Here is a 21,780-nt window from a genome sequence, read left to right as displayed (position 1 = left end):
AGTGACTCGCTTAATCTTCTTGGGACCACCAGGTGCTGGTAAAGGAACTCAGGCAATAACTTTGGCTGAATTCTTGAGGATTCCCCATATTTCTACTGGTGATATATTACGGCAAGCCATTAAAGACCAAACACCTTTGGGCATAAAAGCACAAAGCTACATGGATGCTGGTGAGTTAGTTCCAGATCAACTAGTTCAGGATCTAGTAGAAGAGCGTCTTAATCAACCAGATACAAAAACAGGTTGGATTCTTGACGGCTTTCCTCGTAAAGTAACCCAAGCAGCTTTTTTGGCAGAATTACTGCAAAAGATAGGCCAGGGTGGTGAAAGGGTAGTCAACTTGGATGCACCAGACGACGTTGTTATTACCCGCTTGCTGGGACGAGGAAGAAAAGACGATAACGAAGAAGTTATTCGTCGTCGTTTAGAGGTTTACCGCGAGGAAACTGCCCCCCTGATCGATTATTACCGCGATCGCCAAAAACTCCTGACGGTTAACGGCAATCAGTCCCAAGCTGAAGTCACTGACTCATTGAAAAATCTCATAGCTGCTTAAGAATTTAAGAATGACGGGGAGGTAGGGGAAGCAGGGGGAGCAATTTTCCCAGTCCCCAGATCCCAGTCTCAGTTCCCTTTTAGCTAAGATATATTAATAAACTGTTGATATATTTCTCAAATTGTGTTCTTGTGCAGATGAAAATACTGCTTGGTCACAGGAGATTGTTGAGTTGAGGAAAAAACAAATTGTCTAAGCAAGATTTGATTGAAATGGAAGGTACGGTCACCGAGTCATTGCCTAATGCAATGTTTCGAGTTGACCTAGACAATGGCTTTAACGTACTAGCACATATTTCTGGCAAGATTCGCCGTAATTACATCAAAATTTTACCCGGCGATCGCGTCAAAGTGGAGTTAACGCCCTATGACTTAACCAAAGGCAGAATTACCTATAGACTGCGGAAAAAGTAAATCTATGCAGAAAATATTACCATAAAGCAGCTTTTTTTGGGGTTTTCCCAGTTACTTAACTGAATTATTTTCTCTAGAAATGCTATAATTTACTATTTGGAGTCAATTAGAAAAGGCATGAAAGTCAGAGCCTCAGTCAAGAAAATTTGTGAAAAATGTAACGTGATCAAACGCCGTGGTCGCGTCATGGTGATTTGTGTTAACCCCAAGCACAAACAACGTCAAGGATAGCGCTCTGACTAAAAGAGCTTGGTACTATACCAGATCACCATTCAAACGAAAAGACGCGATTAATCACGTTTTGCCAACTCGATTACCAGAAACATAGGGAGAGATTAATTGTGGCACGGATCTCCGGAGTAGACCTTCCACGCGACAAGCGTGTAGAAATTGGTCTGACTTACATTTACGGAATTGGGTTATCAAGGTCGCAAGAAATCTTAGCAGCGACCGGTGTGAACCCAGACACCCGCGTTAAAGACTTAAGTGATGCCGATGTTGCCGCCCTGCGTGGAGAAATAGAAAGCAACTATCAAGTCGAAGGTGACTTGCGGCGCTTAGAAGCGATGAATATCAAGCGTCTAGTTGACATAGGCACTTACAGAGGTCGTCGCCATCGCATGGGATTACCCGTCAGAGGGCAAAGAACTCGCACCAATGCTAGAACTAGACGTGGTAGAAGGCAGACAGTAGCCGGGAAGAAAAAAGCTCCTGGCAAATAATTTTTCAGCACTTGCTCATGGAAGCAAGTTTTACCTTAAATTCACTAAACAAATATGGCCAGACAACCAACTAAAAAATCCGGGAGCAAGAAGCAGAAACGGAACGTACCCAACGGTATTGCCTACATCCAGTCTACTTTTAACAATAGCATTGTCTCTATTACAGATCAAAATGGAGATGTCATCTCCTGGGCAAGTGCTGGTTCTAGTGGATTTAAGGGGGCAAAAAAGGGAACACCCTTTGCAGCACAAACAGCAGCCGAAAGTGCAGCCCGTAGAGCCATCGATCAAGGAATGCGCCAAATTGAGGTAATGGTCAGCGGACCTGGAGCAGGTAGAGAAACTGCTATCCGCGCACTTCAAGGAGCAGGATTAGAAATTACCCTGATTCGGGATATTACCCCGATTCCTCACAATGGTTGCCGTCCGCCCAAGCGTCGTCGAGTTTAAACAAAACTTGTTAATCACGCTCAGACGGAAGCCAAAGCTAAGGAAAATCACCTGCAATATCTATCATCTGGAGCGTACAAAGTATAAACTGCTTTGGCAGAGCAAATACTTGTCAACTTCAGAGCCATTGGGTGAAAGGAGCAACAAGTCAGGTATTCTCACAGGCAGGACTGATCAAATTTTGGTTCATCCACAAATTATCAGCGCCTGTGGGTCAAATTAGGGCATCAAACTTTACAACTTTTCTTAATGTTCGTAGTTTGATCAGCCTCAACAAAATCTCAGGTCAGAAAGTAAATTCGAGAGGCAATTAATTTGCCTGCTAGCAGCACCTTAAAAAGGGAGGCTACTCCGTGGCGCAGTTTCAAATTGAATGTGTAGAGTCTAATACTGAGGAAAGTCGAAGCCATTACAGTAAATTTGTTCTGGAACCTCTAGAGCGCGGTCAAGGAACAACAGTTGGCAACGCGCTGCGGCGGGTTTTACTGTCCAATCTAGAGGGTACAGCGGTTACAGCAGTGCGGATTGCTGGGGTTAGCCACGAGTTTGCCACAGTTCCAGGCGTGCGGGAAGACGTGCTGGAAATCCTCATGCGAATGAAGGAAGTCATTCTCAAAAGTTATTCCTCTCAACCTCAGATTGGTCGGTTACTCGTTAACGGACCAGTAACAGTCACTGCGGCACATTTTGATTTACCCAGTGAAGTAGAAGTCATTGATCCCACCCAGTATGTAGCTACCTTAGCGGATGGCGGCAAACTGGAAATGGAATTTCGGATTGAACGAGGCAAAGGATATCGCACTGTCGAGCGAGGAAGGGAAGAAGCAACATCTTTGGACTTTCTGCAAATCGACTCGGTATTTATGCCAGTGCGAAAAGTCAACTATAGCGTTGAAGAAGCTCGTGGAGATGGATCGCTTAAAGACCGACTGCTATTAGAAGTTTGGACAAATGGCAGTCTTTCTCCTCAAGAAGCACTATCTTCGGCAGCTGGAATTTTGGTAGATTTATTCAACCCATTGAAAGATATCTCCCTGGAACCAACTGATACAGGTTCAGATATCCCAGATGACCCAACTGCTCAGATTCCGATTGAAGAGTTGCAACTTTCTGTACGGGCATATAACTGTCTCAAACGAGCGCAAGTTAACTCTGTGGCAGACTTGTTGGATTACACCCAAGAAGACCTACTAGAAATTAAAAACTTCGGTCAGAAGTCCGCAGAAGAAGTAGTAGAAGCTTTACAGCGACGTTTAGGAATAACTTTACCCCAAGAAAGAGGCTCTAAGCACGCTTAAATTTTCACCTTTAATAATTCACAGTGCATTATTATGCGTCACCGTTGTCGAGTCAAAAAACTCAGTAAACCAGCAGACCAGCGCCGCGCCCTGTTGCGAGCGCTAACCACCGAAGTCATTCGTCATGGTCGAATCACTACCACTTTAATCCGCGCTAAAGTCCTGCGAAGTGAAGTGGATAAAATGATTACCCTCGCCAAAAATGGCTCCTTAGCAGCACGTCGGGAAGCCCTGGGCTATATCTACGACAAAACACTGGTTCATGCTCTATTTGAGCAAGCTCCTACTCGCTATGGCAACCGTCAAGGGGGTTATACTCGTATCCTGCATACCGTACCCCGTCGCGGTGACAATGCGGAAATGGCAATCATTGAACTGGTGTAACCATATTTTGGATTTTGGATTTGGGATTAAATCTAAAATCACAAATCTAAAATTGATTGATATGTTAGACAGCCGCGAGCCTACAGCAACTCATCGAGTAGCCTTGGTCATTCAGTACTTAGGTACTCATTTTCATGGCTGGCAACGGCAATCACGCCAGCGAACCGTCCAGGAAGAAATAGAAACAGCTATAGCTACTATTCTGGGGTATCATGTGACACTGCATGGCGCAGGGAGAACCGATGCCGGAGTTCACGCCGCTGCTCAAGTAGCCCATTTTGACGCTACAGGTTTCATCCCGGCTCACAAATGGGCAACAGTTCTGAACAGCTATCTGCCTCCAGATATATTAATTAGGGCTTCAGCGGGTGTAAGTGATCGTTGGCACGCTCGCTTTAGTGCAGACTCTCGACGGTATCGCTACACAATCTATACTGAGGCTCTACCGAACTTGTTCGTGAACCGCTTCAGTTGGCATTATTATTATGCACCCCTGGATGAATCCTTAATCCAAGCTGCCCTCGAACCACTGCTGGGAAAACATCATTTAGCTGCCTTTCATCGAGCCGGTTCAGCGCGATCGCATTCCTGGGTAGAAGTACAAGCAGCAGAGTGTCGTCGCAATGGGTCGTTTATCCATATTGAAATTCAAGCTAATGGATTTTTATATGGCATGGTACGCCTGTTGTTAGGAATGCTCGTACAAGTGGGTTCTGGACAAAGGACGCTGGCTAACTTTACCGAAATCTGGAAAGAAGAACGCCGGGAAGAAGTAAAATACGCCGCGCCTCCCCAAGGCTTATGCTTGTTACGAGTAGGCTATCCTGATTTTCCCTTTCCTCCGGAAATTTGGTACGACACCCAACCATATTTAGTGTTTGGTTATTAGTCATTGGTCATTAGCACAACTGACCAAGAACAAAAACAAAGGACAAATAACAATGAGTAGTAAAACATACCTTCCTCCTCAAGCATCCCTTGAGCGTGAGTGGTACGTAGTAGATGCCACCGATAAACGCCTTGGTCGCCTGGCCAGCGAAATCGCTATGGTCTTGAGAGGGAAAAGAAAAGCGGAATATACCCCCCATATGGACACAGGTGATTTCGTAGTTGTCATCAACGCCGAAAAAGTAGCAGTTACAGGCAAAAAACGTACCCAAAAACTCTACCGTCGCCATTCTGGTCGTCCCGGCGGGATGAAGACAGAAACCTTCGCCAAGCTGCAACAGCGCCTACCAGAACGGATTTTAGAACACGCTGTTAAAGGTATGCTGCCTAAAAATAGCTTGGGTAAGCAGTTGTTTACCAAACTGAAAGTATACGCTGGGCCTACTCATCCCCATGAGGCTCAACAACCCAAAGAATTAAACATTAGTACAATTCCTGGAGAAAATTAATGGTCGCAGTAGAAACCAATAGCGGTCGCGCCGTGTACTGGGGTACTGGCCGTCGTAAGTCCGCAGTCGCCAGTGTACGCCTAGTTCCAGGTGAAGGCAAGTTGATTGTGAATGGCAAAGATGGAGTGTTGTACTTCCAATTCAACGCCAATTACCTGGGAGTCATCAAAGCGCCCTTGGAAACTTTGGGACTAGAAAACGAATATGACATTTTGGTCAAGGCTGTCGGCGGCGGTTTGACAGGACAAGCAGATTCTATTCGCTTGGGTGTTGCTCGTGCTTTGTGCCAACTAGACCCCGATAACCGTCCACCTTTGAAAACCGAAGGCTACTTAACTCGTGACCCACGAGCTAAAGAACGGAAGAAATACGGTTTACACAAAGCTCGGAAAGCTCCTCAGTATTCCAAGCGGTAATCAATTTTGGATTTTGGATTTTAACCGCAGATGGACGCAGATAAACGCAGAAATTTTCTACTATATCAGCGGTTGTAATTTCCGGATTTACGGTTAATCTAAAATCTGAAATTCTATCAATGCCTAAAGACTGAAAGTTATAATTTATATAGATTCACCACACAAGGAACAATGGCTAAATCTGATATTCATCCCCAGTGGTATCCAGAGGCTAAGGTCTACTGTAACGGTCAAGTTGTGATGACCGTCGGTTCTACCAAGCCTGAACTACACGTAGACGTTTGGTCTGGAAACCACCCCTTTTACACTGGTACTCAGAAGATGATTGATGCTGAGGGTCGAGTTGAGCGCTTCCTCCGCAAATACGGTATGAGCAATACCCAAACCTCTGGCGACGACCAAGATAAAAAGTAGCTGGTTGGCTGTAGCTGTTAACGACGACCCTACATAGATGCAGGGTCGATTGTCATTTAATGCAGAAAGCCACACTAGTTATTTTTTAAGGAGCGTTGCCCTGATCATGGCTGAATCATACCTGCTGGAGAAACTGAAATCTGTTGAACAAACCTTTCATGAATTAACACGTCGCCTGGGCGACCCTGATACGACTAAAAACCCTGATGAGTATCAAAAAATAGCCAAGTCTCGTTCTTCTTTGGAAGAGGTAGTCAATACCTATGAAATTTGGAAAACCGCCCAGGATGAATTAATAGGGGCGCGTCAGGTACTCAAAGAAGCAAATAGTGATCTAGAGTTGCAAGAAATTGCAGCTTTGGAGGTGAATGAATTAGTAGAAAAGATAGAACACCTGGAAAGTCGCTTGAAGGTATTGCTGCTACCCCGTGACCCCAATGATGATAAAAACATCATGTTGGAAATTCGCGCTGGGACTGGTGGCGATGAAGCGAGTATTTGGGCTGGTGATTTGCTGCGAATGTATTCCCGCTATGCTGATACTCAGGGTTGGAAAGTGAAGCTAGTCAGTGAATCTCTGGGTGAAATGGGTGGCTTCAAAGAGGTGATTCTGGAAATTCAAGGCGACAGCGTTTACAGCAAGCTGAAGTTTGAAGCTGGAGTGCATCGAGTGCAGCGCGTACCAGCCACGGAAGCTGGAGGAAGGGTTCACACTTCTACAGCCACCATCGCTATTATGCCAGAAGTGGATGATGTGGAAATTCATATTGACCCGAAAGATATTGAAATGAGTACCGCCCGTTCTGGTGGTGCTGGTGGACAAAACGTCAACAAGGTGGAAACAGCCGCTGACTTGTTCCACAAACCCACGGGAATCAGAATTTTTTGTACAGAAGAACGCAGCCAGTTGCAAAACAAAGAACGGGCGATGCAAATTTTGCGGGCGAAATTGTATGAAATGAAGTTACGGGAACAACAAGAGGCTGTCACTTCTATGAGGCGATCGCAAGTTGGTACAGGTTCCCGTTCTGAAAAAATTCGCACCTATAACTATAAAGACAGCCGTGTTACTGATCATCGCTTAGGTCAAAATTACACACTCAACCCCGTTCTGGAAGGTGATTTAGAAACGGTGATCCAATCTTGTATATCTCAAGACCAGCAAGAGCGTTTAGCAGAATTAGCTACCTCTGGCAGCTAATCTTCCCTGTTAAACAACCTGAAAAACCGCTTGTGTAGATGTTTCTTGTAATACATCCAGGCGGTTTCCTAATGCCTGCTGTAGAGTATCTTCTATCTCACTCAGGTAATGGTAATAGGCAAATTCATAGCCCATGATGTGGTTTAATCTTGCCCATAACTTGAGGTTTTGGCAGTTGTCAATTAACTTTTCTACTTCTTTGTGCCAACGGGCAAAAATTCGATAGCTGAAAAAACTGCTGCAAATGTTGCCTTGATTATCCCAGTAGGAAATAGACACCTGATGCTTAAGTCCGTGGATTTTTTTGATTTGCTTGACATTGTAGCCTTTGGCTTGTAGAGCTTCTTTCGCCTCGGACTCAGAAATGTGCCAATTTTCTGGTTTAATCTGATTAGAGCTAATTAGGTTTTTACCTTTGCGGCGATATTTGGTAGTTGAACGTGACGGGCGAGACATGATGCACCTGGAATGGGATTGGCAGAAATTCAGAGTTGGTAGCTAAATTCTTATACTAGTCCAGCTATTTTACCACCCTTATTATTCCTAATGTTAATATATAATTACTAAAGTTATAGTTTAATTCCAAAAAATGCAGATGTCAAGATAAAAGTAACGTTGTAGTATTAAAAATAAAGTTGTCAATAAAACAGACTAGTTACCTACAGAAGCAGTGAATATTGAAAGCAGGGAAAAACTAATTGAGATTATCCAACTAGCTCGTGGTGAGATGAGTAAGCGAGCATTTGGCAAGCTTTTGGGTGTTTCTGCTACCTCTGTTCAGATGTGGGAAAAAGGCGTAAAAGTGCCAGATACTGAGAATTTGGCGAAAATCGCAGCGAGAGCGGGTTACACACTGGAAGAGTTACTCAGTTGTTTAGATGGTAAGCCAATACAAGAAACTTCAGATTTAATTTTGATTTTGAGGCAAATTCAGCATATGCCTCTGAGTCAAGTAGCACAAATTGTGCAAGCGGCGGCGGATAGATTAGCTGCTGTAGCTGAGGCTTCTGGGGATGAAGCGAAAGCTAGTACCGCAGAGTCAAATTAAAAATTAAAAAAATTGTTTCATCGGCTTTTCGCCTATTTTAATCAGTGGACTCGCTAAACCAACAATCTCCTCGTCTTTGTCCCGGAGAGTGTCAACGCCACTCACCTTGCAAGGTAAACGCCGCCCAATAGTACGGTTTCCATAAATTTTTATTTTTCTCTGTCAACATCTGCAACTGTGCGGCTCGTAACGCTGCTATGGGCTTTAAACCCTGTTGCAGCATCTTTTGGTAGAATTTCTGCATGAGTACAGATGTACCTTGATCATCTACATTCCACAAACTCACCACTACCCTAGGACTACCAGCATACATAAACCCATTTGTCAAGCCGATTAATCCTTCTCCCTTGATTTCCTTACCCAAACCAGTTTTACAGGCACTGAGAACTACTAACTCTGCTGACAGGTTGAGGTTAAAAATATCATGTAAACGCAAAAAGCCATTTTGGGGTTGACCTTGATTATTAAACAGCGACAGCACCACACCAGATAACTCTGGTTGTTGACTATTGAGGATACCATGAGTGGCAAAATGTAAAATTCGATATTCACTAAGTTGCAAATTTGTGGCAAAATCACGAGTAGCGGCAAAATCAAATGCTTGTAACCGCTGATTTTCAGGAACTAACGCCAGAATCATCTTAGCTTCAGTGCGGGTAAAAGGCAGACGATCAAAATCAATACCAGCGTCTCTAGCGGCTCTACTTAAAGTATTGTTACTTAAGTTTTGGGTTTCTGACTTTGCGTATATTGGTAATTTATTAGTAATCCGTTGATCATTGCTAGTAAAAACTGGATCTGCGATGACTGCTAACGTCTTAGAAGCTGTTTTCCTGATTTTTTGTTCATTTCTCAGAATAGCGACTGTAGAAGCTGATGGTAAAGTGATAATTTCGTGATTGAGTAATAATGGCTGATACTCCTTTCCCTGGGAATTTGGTACTGTTAAGGCAGCAAAAGGGATATATAACAAAGCACCATCACCAACAATAACTAAGCGTTTATTGCCCAATTTTTGCGCCACTGGTGCTAACAGCATTTGCGTCACAGGTGCGCCAGCTGTCTTGACTTTTTGAGGACTGGAAGTTGATGATGTGAGAATACGACGGAAATTCTTAACTGCGGCTTCTATTTCGGCAGTTTTCGGTAATTCATAACTAGTCATATCTGTTTTGCTAACTGCCCACAGATAACTACCTTCTTCACCTAGAGAATATTCTAAAAGTAGAGTATCCTCATCTAATACTTGCTGCTGAATTTGTTTAAGTGACAACGGTTGGGGTTGAGTAAGGGCAGCATAGCGGGGACTGGTAGCACGAATTTGTGTTTGTATTTCTGTGTACTGTTCTAAAAGTGCAGTTCTTTCGGTTTCTAAAGCTTGAATTTGTTGACGAGTGGGTTCAGCACTTAGTAATTGAATACGGCGTTTTTCACTACTATCCAGTTGTTCTTGTAATTGACGTTCTGCTGCTAATAACTTGGCATCAACACCAGTTCTAATATCCGCATTAGCTTCTGTTAGCAATTCCAAAAGGACACGGGCGCGGGCGCTTTCCCCAGCTTGTAGCGCTTGGGCATCATAACCTTTTGATGGTTGCTGTTTGTGCAACTTCATTAATAAGTCAATGTAGAACTTGTAATACTTTTGAAAAGTGGCAAAGTAAGCAGCCCGTAAATCTTGATTAGTAATTTTGGTGCGTAAATTTTCAATAATATTGATAGCAGTCTGCATTTGAATCAAGGCTTCATTAAGATTGCCCTGTTGGCGTTGTAGGTAAGCGAGATTATAAAGAGTAAAAGCCTCCCCACGTCTATCTCCTATCATCCTTCTCAAGGGTAAAGCCTGATGATAGTATTCGAGTGCTTTTTGCTTTTCTCCTAATGAATCGTAGACACTGCCAAGATTAGTTAAAGTATAGGCTTCACCATCTTTATCACCTACTGCTCGTGCTAAGGGTAGAGACTGATTATAGTAATTTAGTGCTTGCTGATTATTATTCAATGAGTAATAGACAGCGCCCATATTATGCAGAGTGGAGGCTTCCCCATATCTATCTCCCACGGCTCGTAACAGGCGTAAAGCTTGGTTATAGTAATCTAGTGCCTTCTCTTTTTCTGCCTGTGAGTCGTAGACAGTGCCAATATTATTGAGAGTAGTAGCTTCTTTACTTCTATCCCCCACTGCTCGTAACAGCGTTAGAGCTTGGTTATAGTAATCTAATGCTTGCTGTTTCTCTCCCAAAGAAGAGTAGACGCTGCCAAGATTATTGAGAGTATAGGCTTCCCCACCTTTATCACCCACTGCACGTCTCAGGGTGAGTGCTTGGTGATAGTAATCAAGTGCTTGTTGCTTCTCTCCTAAGGAATCGTAAACACTGCCAATATTACTAAGGCTATAGGCTTCCCCACGTTTATTACCTACTCCCCGTAACAGTTGCAAAGACTGATTATAGTAGTCTAATGCTTGTTGCTTTTTTCCCAACGAGGAATAGACTAAGCCTAGATTATGGAGAGTAGTGGCTTCTCCACCTTTGTCACTCACAACCTGATATATGGATAAAGCCTGATTATAGTAGTCTAATGCTTGTTGTTTTTCTCCCAATGAGTCATGGACTAAACCAATGTTATTAAGGGTAATGGCTTCTCCAGCTTTGTCTCCTACTGCCCGTAACAGAGATACAGCCTGGTTGTAATATTGTAGTGATTCTTGTCTTTTTCCCCATGAGTCGTAAATACTGCCAATATTATGGAGAGTCGCGGCTTCTCCACCTTTATTACCCACAGTTTTATATATGGGCAAAGCCTGTTTGTAGTATTCCAGTGCTTGTTTTTTCTCTCCCAAGGATGAGTAAATATAGCCTATCCGAAGGAGGACTACTGCTTCTGAGGGTTGTTCACCAGCTTCTCGAAATAGTGTCAGTGCTGTTTCTAATTTAGCAATTGCCTGTTTTAAAGATGGCGCTGTTCCTTGTTCATAAAGTTTTATCCCTTCTTGAAATGCTTGTTCCGCAGCGGTACGTTTTGTCTGTGGTTGTTGGGCTATTTTTACAGGTTTATATTCTGCACTGGCTGTATTTAAGGGGGAAAATAGGAATATGCCTAGGAGGATAAATGGCGGATAATTTATACGTTTTAGCATTGTAATTACAGTAGTTTTATTTTATGTAAATCACACTGTAAAGATAACATGGGAATTATTGCAGGTACTTAATTGCACAGAAAAAATGGAGTGAAAACAATGGGGGATTACCACTGTTTATAATAAATTCTTTCACGAACCTAACAGCCTACTTTATAAACTACATCAACAACTAGATAAACTAGTTATGCAAGCCTATGATTTTCATCTTAACGATGATTTTCTAGAAAAACTCCTCAATTTAAACATAGAACTTGCAGAAAAAGAAAAACATCCTCTAAAAATTATTGGAACCTTTTCACAAAATTAAAACAAAAAAAACCTCAGCGTACCTCTGCGTTTTAAAACCACTCTCCACCCCGAAAACGCCAGCGGGGAAAAATAATCCGCATTAAACTTTGTGAAATAATGAAAACAGCTAACCAAACAAAACTATAATGTAGAAAAAACACCCCTATTGGTAGTTCTTCTTTAGGCATAGGTATGGGTAAAAAGCCAAAAATCTTAATTCCACAAAAGACAAATACCATTTCCCAAATACCTGCAAAAAGTTGATAAGCTGCTGGCCAATCTCTATCCCAACGTGATTTTTGGAGATAGCTATAAAGCACATCCCAACCTAAACCAAAAATGGCGACATAGGCAAGAATCCAAAAATAAACTGTGTGAGGACGGTTGCCAATTAAACCAATTGCAAAAGGTATAGATACTAATATTCCGACAGTTAGTAATAATAATAATCGAGTTTGCCAACGACCAAATAAAGTTGGAGTCATAAATAAATACTGTGTAGTTAAGGAATTAAAAGCAATATTTATAGGGTTTATCGAAGAACCCCTCCCCCGCGTCCCCCCATCTCACAAGGGTAGGTTTTTAATATTATCTGTGAAGGCAGGACTTGGAAGACAAGGAGGGAAGGTAGACAAGGAAGATTTTATACGCACAATGGTCTTTTGACGGACTGTTCTTGTTACCAAGAGAATATGATTTTGTACGGTTTTCCTCCCTTGTCCACTGTCCTTCCTTGTCCACCAAGTCTAGCCCTCACGACAATGTAAAATACCTACCCTTGTGAGCAACCCCCTCCCCGCTCTTTCGTGGAGGGGGCTATGATATTAGGAAATTATGTTAGGACTTACGCAAAAACTCTCCCAAACTCTTATTCCTCCGTGTCCTCTGCGTCCTCTGCGGTATGCCTTACGGCTCCCGTAAGGGATACGTTATTCCGTGACTCATGCGTAAGTCCTATTATATGTCCTGGATTAGTTCATAGCGGGCATCTTGCCCGCACCACAAGAAATTTTCGGAAATACTTAATTACAAATTAAAATTTATGAATTTTCTAATTGCAGTTGATAATCTACTTGGCAATGATATTTTGTTAATTCTGACCAGTTTAAAACGGCTTCTAATAGGTCTTGATAACCGAGAGTGTTGGGGTGGAGTCCATCTGGCGTAATGCGTTTTTCTCTCCAATCTGCACTGCGTTCCATCCATTGGTCAAAAATATCTAAATAGGGTATTTGCCGTTGCTGACAAGCCGTGCGAGTGGCTTCTTTGTAGCGATATTGGTCGGCGTGATTGTAGTATAAACAATCGAGAAAAGGCATTTTGGTTTCATCTACGGGAACCATACCCACAAAAAGAACAGGACACAGTTGTTGTGCTTGGTCTAATAATGCAGCGATTTCGGTTTCAAATTGGGTAAAATCTGTGTAATTTTTGCCGTTGGGACGACCTAAGCGGGGTGTGTCGTTAACTCCGACAGATAAAATAATCAAGTCAGGAACACGGTTACGGATTTCTCCACGATTGCGAAATTCTACTTCTAGCCTTTGGGAAACTTGCTGAGTGCGATCGCCCCTAACCCCCAAATTATATAGCACATGACCGACACTATCTGGCAACATCCACCACCGTCGCAGTTGTTCTACCCAACCGCCTTTTTCAGGGTCGCCGTATCCATATACTAAGCTATCTCCCAAGGCGACAATCTTTAAAGGCTGGCATACTTTTGGTGCTACAGACAGCATTGAGGAGGAAGGCTTCAAGGTTTGCATCTTAAACAGCAGTGTCATTTATATTTTTACAAGATTCTATACATTTTTACACTATTCTATGGTATCTTTTTTATCTTTTCGGCTAAAAGCCTTGGCTTTCTGAGAGCGATCGCATATCCCTACAGGGAACCACTTATAACTATTAATTATCTATTACCTATCCTTACTTGTATGTTTATTAATATATTTAGGGGCAAATGCCGATTATATTACTTGTTTAAAGTAAAAAATAAAGATATTATTAAACTTGGTTAACAAATCGAAATATATCCAAAATTTCAAGAATTTAACTGTGAATTTGGCAAATTTATGAAAATGAGTTTGAGTTTTACAGCATTGCAATATATCAATGCTGAACATAAAAAACAAAAATTAATTTGACATAGTTTCAGCTAGAGAAAATAGTCAAACCAGGCACTAATTTTAAATAGCTACGTCAACAATTGTGAATTTACTCAATCAGCCGCAGCCGGGATGTGAATCCCAGCCAAATACAATGCACAAGCAAAATTTATCATGATCGTAGACAACATGACTCATAAATTCCGTCACCATCTTATGCAGATGCATAAATCTTTACTTAATACATCCTTCAAAAGGACGAAATTTAATATTTTCTCTTTAAGTTGGCAGCGTGGAAAAAGAATGAATTGGCATCATCAACTACTTAAAAGTCTGTTTCCGCTGTTATTTTTAATTTCCTTTGTCGCAGTTTTATGGGGAAATAGCTTCACCCCCGTTACCGCCCAAACACCCCGTCAAGAAATTCGCGGCGTGTGGATAACCAACAACGATCTTAACATTTTCAAAGATCGTCAAAAAGTCCAGGATGCTGTCAAAAAACTGCGTCAGCTTAACTTTAATACTCTTTATCCCGTGGTTTGGAACTCTGGCTATGTCATGTATCCTAGCGTCGTAGCCAAACGTTTAGATATTCAACCATTTGTTTTTCGCGGTTCAGATGGACATGATATTCTTGCAGATGTAATTGATAAAGCCCATCGCCAAAATTTACTCGTTGTTCCTTGGTTTGAGTTTGGTTTTATGGCTCCCCCAACCTCAGAACTAGCATTAAATAAACCAGAATGGTTCACACAAAAACGGAACGGTAGCCAAACTTCCATTAGTGCGGCTGGTGAAGTTATGTGGTTAAATCCCTTTCATCCAGAAGTACAGCAGTTTATTACTAATCTGCTTTTAGAACTGGCTAATAACTATGACATTGATGGCATCCAATTTGATGATCACATGAGTTTACCTCATGAATTTGGCTATGATAAATACACAGTTGCCTTGTACCGCCAAGAAACAAAAAAGAATCCTCCAGTAGATGCTCAAGATCCAGAATGGGTAAGCTGGCGGGCAAATAAAATCACAGATTTTATGGTCAGACTTAATGAAAGAGTCAAGCAAATAAAACCAAAAGCAATTTTTTCAGTTTCACCTAATTACTACGATTTTGCTTACAAATTTCAACTGCAAGACTGGCTCAACTGGGTGCGATTAAACATAGTAGATGAGCTAATTGTGCAAGTTTATCGAGAGAATCTGAATCAGTTTAACGCCAAGATTTCCCGACCAGAAATGCAAGAAGTACAGCAAATCATTCCTACTGGAGTTGGAATCATGGCAGGGTTAAGAACAAAACCCGTATCAATGCAACAAATTAAATCTCAAGTACGAGCCGCCCAACAGCGTGGACTAGGTGTAGTATTCTTCTATTATGAAAGTCTGTGGAATAACTCTTCAGAGTTATTAAGTGAGCGTTTAAAAGGATTTCAAAGTCTTTTTCCCTATCCTGCATTGCGATTAGCAGCAGATTAAATTGGTCATTAGTCATTAGTCATTAGTCATTAGTCATTGGAGTAAAATTACGAATTACTGCCGTAGGCACTATTACGAATTACGAATTACGAATTACGGTGATTGATTTGAAATCCATTTTACCCACTGTCCAAATGAACTAATACCATTTAATCTTTTCACTCCTGGCGCACGGGCTGTGTATAATCCATCAACAGCAACTAAAGCCGCGTACTGTAAACCCAGGAAACTATCAACTGCTGCATAGGGGCCACCTAAAGTTATTGCCCCTGCTGCATACATTTGACCTTTGGTGTTCCGCATTTCTACCAATTCAAAATTATTTGCTACTACCAAGCGCCCCAGATGATTTAGGGGTAAATTGTAATGCTTAACCAAATCTTCTAACAACGGATTAGCATCAACTTTGGCATCTAATCCAGTAGCATCAATAATAAAGTCAGCGACTAATTTCATTTCCCCAAAACCTTTTTCTTGGATATGGGTAATAGTATGATTTTGGTTATCTCGTTCTACACCTATCACCTGACCAAAAGTAATTTGATACCAACCTTCTTTAATCCCTTGTTCAGTGATATTTTGCCAATCTTGACGGTCTGCGGTAGTAGTTCCACCCCAGTCTGCTAATAGACGCTGACGTTCTTCTGGAATGGCTTTTTCTAACATGACCCGAAGTTCACCACCCCAACAGGCTTTTGGCCAGTTAAAGGGTTGAAATTCATAGTGGTTTTTGACGGTACGCTGGGACTTTTGAAATTTGTTGCCTTGGGGTTTAGGCGATCGCATTAAATGCAAAACTGTAATATTGCGATTTTGCTTTCTCGCTTCATAAATCCGCTGCAAAATCCGCGAAGCCACAATACCCCGTCCCCTAATCAAAACAGTCCCACCTTGGCGTTCTAACTGTTCATATACATGATCGTGTGCTTCATAAGCATTTACAACCGATTTAAAATCTTGATATTTTTCTCTATAAGCTTGCAAATCTGGGAGAAACTGAATCGCAGGATATCCCGTAGCTAAATGTAAATAACGACAAACTAAAAAAGCATAATTTCCAGGACTGCGAGAATAAGCAACACAATATCTACCATCTTCAGTTTTGCGAATTGACCTAACTCGTCCATAACGATAAATTTGATTCCAACCAATACGCTTTGCTTCCCTATCTATAGAATCAAAAACATTACCAGAACGGGGAGTATAAGTTTCCGCAAAAGTTGGTTCGCCAAAAACCTGCCATAAATATTTAAACGCCGATTTTAACTGACCTTTAGTTAAATCATGCCAAAATTCCCTCACAGCATAACTAGGCCAACCCCAAATATTATCAGGACAAGAATCAGAATTAGAACGTAACCTTTCATGTAGAGGAATTTGCGAATTCAAACATAGCCGTTTATAACGAGCATAAGGTTCCGCTTCTAGTCCCACAGCAATAATTTTTTCAGCTTTAATACCACTAATTCTTAATAAATCCACCCAAACAAAACTACCTAAACCTGCACCAATTGCTAAATAATCACATTCATCAACTGGTAAACCCGTAGCATGAAGCGCCTGTAAATCAACTTTTGCATCTTGAAAAGCTGGCGGTGGAAAATTACTTCCTAAAGGAGTGACAGGACGGACTGGTGATAAACTAGGGTCAGGAAGATTAGTATTATGATTAAATAGAATTGTGGAAGGATTATTAGGAGTGGGAATAACAGTATTAATCCCAAACTGCACAGTCATTATATAGGGACCAATTTGCAAAGTATCCCCATTAGCTAACTGACAGCGTGTTTGGCGTTGACCATTTACCAACACACCATTAACGCTGTTTTGATCAATTACTAAAAAATGATTTTGTTCCCAATCTTGTTCCCAATCAATGAGGGCATGATAGCGAGAAACTTCATTGCTATTTAACAGCATCCGCGAGACACGTTGACCCCTAATTTCTGTTGGTAAACGAGCAAATTCTCTACCAAAAGCGATAGGTAAACTTAACTTAGGTTCTCGTCGTTCTCCCGTCGCTGGATCTTCCCAACTTAATTGAATTTGTAAATTAGTCATTGGTCATTTCATTAGTCATTAAAAAAATTGACTCAGCACTCAATTACTTGGTGCTACTAGTACACTAACAGCCGCAGCTAAAGATGTACCACACCAAGAACAACCTACTTGTAGATTTTCTGGTGGAGAAACTTTATAACATCTGGAACATTGCAAACCATAAACAGGTTTTGGTTGTGTTGGAAGTGATTTTTTAGGGTGATTATATCCCGATTGCACCGGTGGTTGTTGGGGTGGAACTAAAATTGTTGCAGGAATACTGTTAATTGAAATATCAGTAACTTGAAGTTGTTGTTGTCCTAAATAAATTAGGCTCCCTTTACTTAACATCATTTCACCTTGAATGAGTGACTTACCATCTATTTGAGGAGGATTTGTTTCCCGCAAATTTCTAATATAAAAACGTTGTTGTTGAGAATGAAAAAATATTTCAACGTGTAAACCAGAGACAGTCGGGTGAGTTAAAATAATATCGCACCGTAAAGGGTCACGACCAATGCGGATAGTACCAGGATTTTTGCTGGACTGTTGATCATAAACTTGTTGAGTTTTACTCTGTCCTGCATCTTGCCACTGTAAAGTTAGTGAGTTCATTATTTTTAGATAACTTTTATTTAGCTACTTCAACTCCTTACAGTGCGATTCCTAACATGATTGGGTGTTAGTAAGCAAGTCTTGAAAATCAACTTTATTAAATAATGAACTGTAAAATCTACACTTTATCTATCAGATGCTAATTTATCAGCAATGCGGGTAGTTTCTGGCAACCGATATTTTGGCGTGCAGCGTAATACATAGTCAATTGCTGTCGGTAAACTGATGCGATGTCCACTAGATATATAGAGAGGTTTTACTCCGGTGCGTGTGCGTAAAACTGCGCCAATAGTTTCTTTCTTATGTATTAATGGTTGCCAACTACCTTTAGCTTCTGGTAATTCTTCATGTTTACCAATCAGCAGAGATTTAGCTACACCAATGGTCGGTATATCCACGATTACCCCTAAATGGCAAGCTATGCCTAATCTTCGAGGGTGAGCAATTCCTTGACCATCACACAATATTATATCAGGTATAGTTTGAATCTTTTCTAAAGCATCCAAAAGGGCGGGTATTTCTCGGAAAGATAGGAAACCAGGTATGTAAGGAAAGCTTGTGGGTCGGTATGCTAAACTCGTTTCCACTACCTGCAAATCAGGAAAACTCAGTACTGCAACTGCTGCACGGCTAATTGTACCATCTTCAAGAAAACCCAAATCCGCACCTGCGACGTACTTGATAGGTTCTTTGAGTACGTCTGTAGTAATTACTTGATTTTGCAAGGTTTCTTGAATAGTTATAGCTTCTTCAACAGTGGCAGGCCAAGAATGAATTTGTTGAATTTTCATATTTAAATTGGGAATGAAAATGTTTATATTCCGAAATCTTCACTATCCATGTTGTATCTATACTGAAAACTGTTTAATTATTTGATTCTATCGGTAGGGGTTTAATAATCCTTCAAAAGTCCATATTTTAACCGTGTTTAGTATATATCCTGAATTTTAAAGAGAATGTAAACTTTTGTTAAATTTAAGATATCAATATTGATTAGACCTGATGAACTAATGTCCCATATTACATAAATACAGTCATGAGAAATATTAATAGAGAGCTTGGGAATAATTATCGCCTATTTTTTTATTTATGTGGAGGTTTTTTGCTTTTAATTTTAGCTATGATGATTCGTCCTTTTGCCATTGTTAATGCTGGTGAACGTGGTGTAGTCATGAAATTTGGCAAAGTTCAAGATATAATTTTAGATGAAGGAATTCATCCGATTATGCCAGTTGTGACATCAGTTAAAAGGCTTAATGTCCGCGTTCAACAAAATAGCTTTAAAGCTGGTGCTGCTTCTAAAGATTTGCAAACAATCACAACTGAACTTGCAGTCAATTGGCATATTGATCCACTCAAGGTAAACAAGGTTTTTCAACAAGTTGGAGATGAAACTTTAATTATTGATGGCATTATGACACCCGCAGTATCAGAGGTTTTGAAAGCAGCTACAGCTAAAAAAACAGCGGAAGAAATCATTACTAAAAGAACGGAACTTAAAGAAGAAATTGATAGTAATCTCAAAAAAAGGATAGAGCAATATGGTATACTCATAGATGATGTTTCTCTAGTAAACTTTTCCTTTTCTCCAGAGTTTAGTAGAGCGATTGAATCTAAACAAATAGCTGAACAAGAAGCAAAACAAGCAAGTTTTATTGCTCAAAAAGCGACTCAAGAAGCTCAAGCGGAAGTTAACCGTGCGAAAGGTCAAGCTGAAGCACAAAGATTACAACGGCTAACTTTAACACCGGAGTTATTGCAAAAGCAAGCGATAGAAAAATGGGATGGACGTTTCCCAATGGTTATGGGTGGTAATGGTGCGGTTCCTTTGATTAATATTAATCCTAATGATTTAGCAAGTGAACAAAAGAAAAATTAGTTTTTGTAAAGTGGGAGAGGTAGAATTAATTTAGATTACTAGATGAGAATATTCTCTACCAAATAGAATATTCTTAATTAAAACCTCCGTTCAATTGGGGGTTTTTTGGTATTTTATAGATTTTTTGTACGAAAAATGATCCTTTAATGTTATATGTAGAAATACTGTAAATATCAGGTTTATTAGTTATTGGTTATGACAAAACCTAATTCTCCAGAAGAGACTAAAAACAATGTACGAAAATCATATTGGCCTGTATGGTTTCCATATCCTAGTTCGTGGTTAAAATCCTTTATTTTAGCTTTATTCTTCAGAGTGATTACATTTGTAGTTCAAAATACTGGAAAAATAGGCTTTCAAATTGCTAATTTTGCAAACAGCCCAGAATTACTTGTAATATTTTTTGTAATCGCAACCCTATCTCCAATTTTGGTAATCACATTTACACATCATCTTGTACATTTGTTTATCGGTCGATTTTTTCCAAGATTACAAGCACCAGAAATGAATAAAATTCAAGGAATTTTGCCAAGAATAATTAGTTATTGGGAAGGCTTGTATGGTTGGTTGGTAACTGTAATTTCAAGCCTGATAGCTATTATGGTTACTACAATTTCACTACCTTTATTTAATCTTAGCTATGAAAATCCAGTTGAATCTTATAACGAATTTGAACAAAATGTTATATTAATTTTTGGATGTACTTGGATTAGTATGGGAGCGGTAATTTATCAGATTGAATTTTTATTTAAACGTCGTTTAATAGCTGTTTATTCTGTGAATATAACAGAACAGAAAAGTCAGGAAAATATTAATAACGGTATAGATAGAGAAATGAATCTGTTAAAAGGTGAAATGGGTATGCACAATATGCAAGGAAACGTTCAACCGTATGAAAAAGAAGTTGTTTCTACTAACAAGCAAAAATATAGTTTTTTCTCAAAGAAAAGAATAGCTATCTTCAGCTTAATTCCCTTAGTTGCTATAGGAATATTGTTATTTTCCAACCTACTAAATGTTCAACAAAATAACCAATTTATTCCTATGGCTTCTCAACCACAATTACCATCTAACACAGAAACATTAACACCTGATATCTCCCCGCAATCTGATAATTTTCGAGAAGCTGTAAATCAAGCAATTAATGCAGCTAACCTTACCCAATTAGCAAAATCGCAGAATGACTGGAAGACAGTTGCAAATGAGTGGCAGAAATCTATAGATATGATGAAAAGTGTCCCAGTTTCTAGTCCTAATTATGCAGTAGCGCAAAAAAAGATTCTAGAGTATCAGCAGAATATTAACTATGCTCAGAAAAATACTAATAGTAGTAAATGAATAGAATTAAATTACAATCTAACTCATTTTTAACCAACCAAATACTTCTTCAACTGTCAAATCTAATTCAATTCCAGCTAATACAATTAAATTATCTTTCCCATATTTTAATTCTGGTTCTTTTTGAGGCTGAAAAATCAAAATAGAACGATCATCTGGGTCAATTAACCATCCCAGTTTACAACCATGCTTAATACAGTGTAAGATGTTTCCTGTCACTCTATTTGAACTTTGATCTGGAGAAAGAATTTCTATTGTCCAATCAGGAGGAGTTAACACATCATCTATAGGTTCACCATGATGATCAAATGCGATATTTTCCCAGCGAATAACTGCTATATCTGGAATAATTGATCTACCGGCAAATGTACAACGTAACTCTGGAAAAGCATAAGCAATTTTACTCGTCTCTGTGACTTGATTAATGCCATTAATTAATTTACCATGAAGTCTAGAATGACGAGTTTTTGGCATTGGTTTCTGAATAATTTCACCGTTGATATATTCACTAGGTGGTTTAGTTTCTGGTAATTTAAGAAATTCTTCTAGTGTTAATGATGCAGGTTTGGTAACAGTCATGATGTTT

Annotated in this window: 24 protein-coding genes and 1 pseudogene; 17 read left to right on the top strand and 8 right to left on the bottom strand. The window is 40.2% G+C overall.

What is annotated here, in order from left to right:
• Position 1 precedes the first annotated feature (1 nt).
• From H6G59_RS15210 to prfA, 12 genes are all read left to right on the top strand, one after another.
• The gene (locus tag H6G59_RS15210) at positions 2 to 556 is read left to right on the top strand and encodes an adenylate kinase (protein ID WP_190715796.1); all 555 of its coding nucleotides are present in this window, start codon (positions 2 to 4) and stop codon (positions 554 to 556) included.
• 188 nt (positions 557 to 744) lie between these two features.
• Positions 745 to 969 carry a translation initiation factor IF-1 gene (gene infA, locus H6G59_RS15205; RefSeq protein ID WP_006276978.1) on the top strand — a complete coding sequence of 75 codons (225 nt, stop codon included), beginning with the start codon at positions 745 to 747 and terminating at the stop codon, positions 967 to 969.
• Positions 970 to 1,086: 117 nt separating this feature from the next.
• On the top strand, positions 1,087 to 1,200 hold the full coding sequence (rpmJ, locus tag H6G59_RS15200) for a 50S ribosomal protein L36 (protein WP_015129703.1): 114 nt from the start codon (positions 1,087 to 1,089) through the stop codon (positions 1,198 to 1,200).
• Between the two features lie 110 nt (positions 1,201 to 1,310).
• Complete coding sequence (gene rpsM / locus H6G59_RS15195) at positions 1,311 to 1,691, top strand: 30S ribosomal protein S13 (RefSeq protein WP_071191603.1); 381 nt, start codon at positions 1,311 to 1,313, stop codon at positions 1,689 to 1,691.
• Positions 1,692 to 1,745: 54 nt separating this feature from the next.
• Positions 1,746 to 2,141 (top strand): 30S ribosomal protein S11, encoded by a 396-nt coding sequence (gene rpsK / locus H6G59_RS15190; RefSeq protein ID WP_016953011.1) that lies wholly within the window; start codon positions 1,746 to 1,748, stop codon positions 2,139 to 2,141.
• Between the two features lie 353 nt (positions 2,142 to 2,494).
• Complete coding sequence (locus tag H6G59_RS15185; protein ID WP_127052487.1) at positions 2,495 to 3,439, top strand: DNA-directed RNA polymerase subunit alpha; 945 nt, start codon at positions 2,495 to 2,497, stop codon at positions 3,437 to 3,439.
• A gap of 33 nt (positions 3,440 to 3,472) precedes the next feature.
• Positions 3,473 to 3,823: a 50S ribosomal protein L17 gene (gene rplQ / locus H6G59_RS15180; RefSeq protein ID WP_071191605.1), complete on the top strand. Its 351-nt coding sequence runs from the start codon at positions 3,473 to 3,475 to the stop codon at positions 3,821 to 3,823.
• Between the two features lie 61 nt (positions 3,824 to 3,884).
• Positions 3,885 to 4,712, top strand: a complete 828-nt coding sequence (truA, locus tag H6G59_RS15175) for a tRNA pseudouridine(38-40) synthase TruA (RefSeq protein ID WP_190715794.1) — start codon at positions 3,885 to 3,887, stop codon at positions 4,710 to 4,712.
• Between the two features lie 52 nt (positions 4,713 to 4,764).
• Positions 4,765 to 5,220, top strand: coding sequence for a 50S ribosomal protein L13 (gene rplM / locus H6G59_RS15170; protein ID WP_016953015.1), 456 nt, complete (start codon positions 4,765 to 4,767; stop codon positions 5,218 to 5,220).
• Positions 5,220 to 5,636 (top strand): 30S ribosomal protein S9, encoded by a 417-nt coding sequence (gene rpsI / locus H6G59_RS15165; RefSeq protein ID WP_071191607.1) that lies wholly within the window; start codon positions 5,220 to 5,222, stop codon positions 5,634 to 5,636. Before rplM ends, rpsI begins: the two co-directional genes overlap by 1 nt.
• 171 nt (positions 5,637 to 5,807) lie before the next feature.
• The gene (gene rpmE, locus H6G59_RS15160; protein ID WP_190715792.1) at positions 5,808 to 6,050 is read left to right on the top strand and encodes a 50S ribosomal protein L31; all 243 of its coding nucleotides are present in this window, start codon (positions 5,808 to 5,810) and stop codon (positions 6,048 to 6,050) included.
• A gap of 106 nt (positions 6,051 to 6,156) precedes the next feature.
• Positions 6,157 to 7,251 (top strand): peptide chain release factor 1, encoded by a 1,095-nt coding sequence (prfA, locus tag H6G59_RS15155; RefSeq protein WP_190715790.1) that lies wholly within the window; start codon positions 6,157 to 6,159, stop codon positions 7,249 to 7,251.
• A 9-nt stretch (positions 7,252 to 7,260) separates the two neighbouring features.
• Here the strand turns inward: prfA and H6G59_RS15150 are convergent, their stop codons facing one another.
• Positions 7,261 to 7,707 carry a hypothetical protein gene (locus tag H6G59_RS15150; RefSeq protein WP_190715788.1) on the bottom strand — a complete coding sequence of 149 codons (447 nt, stop codon included), beginning with the start codon at positions 7,705 to 7,707 and terminating at the stop codon, positions 7,261 to 7,263.
• Positions 7,708 to 7,921: 214 nt separating this feature from the next.
• Here H6G59_RS15150 and H6G59_RS15145 point away from each other — a divergent pair, with 214 nt between their 5' ends.
• Positions 7,922 to 8,299: a helix-turn-helix domain-containing protein gene (locus tag H6G59_RS15145; protein WP_127052482.1), complete on the top strand. Its 378-nt coding sequence runs from the start codon at positions 7,922 to 7,924 to the stop codon at positions 8,297 to 8,299.
• 91 nt (positions 8,300 to 8,390) lie between these two features.
• On the opposite strand, the gene H6G59_RS15140 is transcribed toward H6G59_RS15145, so the two are convergent.
• A complete protein-coding gene (locus H6G59_RS15140; RefSeq protein ID WP_190715786.1) occupies positions 8,391 to 11,438 on the bottom strand; it encodes a CHAT domain-containing tetratricopeptide repeat protein in 3,048 nt (1,015 codons plus the stop codon).
• Between the two features lie 94 nt (positions 11,439 to 11,532).
• Here H6G59_RS15140 and H6G59_RS27840 point away from each other — a divergent pair.
• Positions 11,533 to 11,748 (top strand): annotated as a pseudogene (locus H6G59_RS27840) (hypothetical protein); the annotation flags it as partial.
• 31 nt (positions 11,749 to 11,779) lie between these two features.
• On the opposite strand, the gene H6G59_RS15135 reads toward H6G59_RS27840, so the two are convergent.
• Together H6G59_RS15135 and H6G59_RS15130 are read right to left on the bottom strand one after the other, a co-directional pair.
• Complete coding sequence (locus H6G59_RS15135; RefSeq protein ID WP_190715784.1) at positions 11,780 to 12,214, bottom strand: hypothetical protein; 435 nt, start codon at positions 12,212 to 12,214, stop codon at positions 11,780 to 11,782.
• 555 nt (positions 12,215 to 12,769) lie between these two features.
• Complete coding sequence (locus H6G59_RS15130; RefSeq protein WP_190715912.1) at positions 12,770 to 13,498, bottom strand: GDSL-type esterase/lipase family protein; 729 nt, start codon at positions 13,496 to 13,498, stop codon at positions 12,770 to 12,772.
• A 645-nt stretch (positions 13,499 to 14,143) separates the two neighbouring features.
• Here H6G59_RS15130 and H6G59_RS15125 point away from each other — a divergent pair.
• Positions 14,144 to 15,322 (top strand): glycoside hydrolase family 10-like protein, encoded by a 1,179-nt coding sequence (locus H6G59_RS15125; protein ID WP_190715783.1) that lies wholly within the window; start codon positions 14,144 to 14,146, stop codon positions 15,320 to 15,322.
• Between the two features lie 93 nt (positions 15,323 to 15,415).
• Here the strand turns inward: H6G59_RS15125 and H6G59_RS15120 are convergent, their stop codons facing one another.
• The 3 genes from H6G59_RS15120 to nfi form a co-directional block, all read right to left on the bottom strand.
• The gene (locus H6G59_RS15120; RefSeq protein ID WP_190715781.1) at positions 15,416 to 17,383 is read right to left on the bottom strand and encodes an FHA domain-containing protein; all 1,968 of its coding nucleotides are present in this window, start codon (positions 17,381 to 17,383) and stop codon (positions 15,416 to 15,418) included.
• Between the two features lie 39 nt (positions 17,384 to 17,422).
• Positions 17,423 to 17,977, bottom strand: a complete 555-nt coding sequence (locus tag H6G59_RS15115) for an FHA domain-containing protein (protein WP_190715779.1) — start codon at positions 17,975 to 17,977, stop codon at positions 17,423 to 17,425.
• A gap of 125 nt (positions 17,978 to 18,102) precedes the next feature.
• Entirely contained in the window at positions 18,103 to 18,768 is a 666-nt protein-coding gene (gene nfi / locus H6G59_RS15110) for a deoxyribonuclease V (RefSeq protein WP_190715777.1), read from the bottom strand.
• A gap of 245 nt (positions 18,769 to 19,013) precedes the next feature.
• On the opposite strand from nfi, the gene H6G59_RS15105 reads away from it, so the two are divergent.
• A complete protein-coding gene (locus H6G59_RS15105; protein WP_190715775.1) occupies positions 19,014 to 19,856 on the top strand; it encodes a prohibitin family protein in 843 nt (280 codons plus the stop codon).
• Positions 19,857 to 20,051: 195 nt separating this feature from the next.
• Positions 20,052 to 21,194, top strand: coding sequence for a hypothetical protein (locus tag H6G59_RS15100; protein WP_190715764.1), 1,143 nt, complete (start codon positions 20,052 to 20,054; stop codon positions 21,192 to 21,194).
• An 18-nt stretch (positions 21,195 to 21,212) separates the two neighbouring features.
• On the opposite strand, the gene H6G59_RS15095 is transcribed toward H6G59_RS15100, so the two are convergent.
• Positions 21,213 to 21,773 carry a Uma2 family endonuclease gene (locus H6G59_RS15095; RefSeq protein ID WP_190715762.1) on the bottom strand — a complete coding sequence of 187 codons (561 nt, stop codon included), beginning with the start codon at positions 21,771 to 21,773 and terminating at the stop codon, positions 21,213 to 21,215.
• Between the last annotated feature and the right edge of the window lie 7 nt (positions 21,774 to 21,780).

The organism is Anabaena lutea FACHB-196 (assembly GCF_014698305.1).
GTDB lineage: Bacteria > Cyanobacteriota > Cyanobacteriia > Cyanobacteriales > Nostocaceae > Anabaena > Anabaena lutea.
Note: the sequence above shows the minus strand (reverse complement) of the source record. Positions and strands in the feature narration are given on the sequence as shown.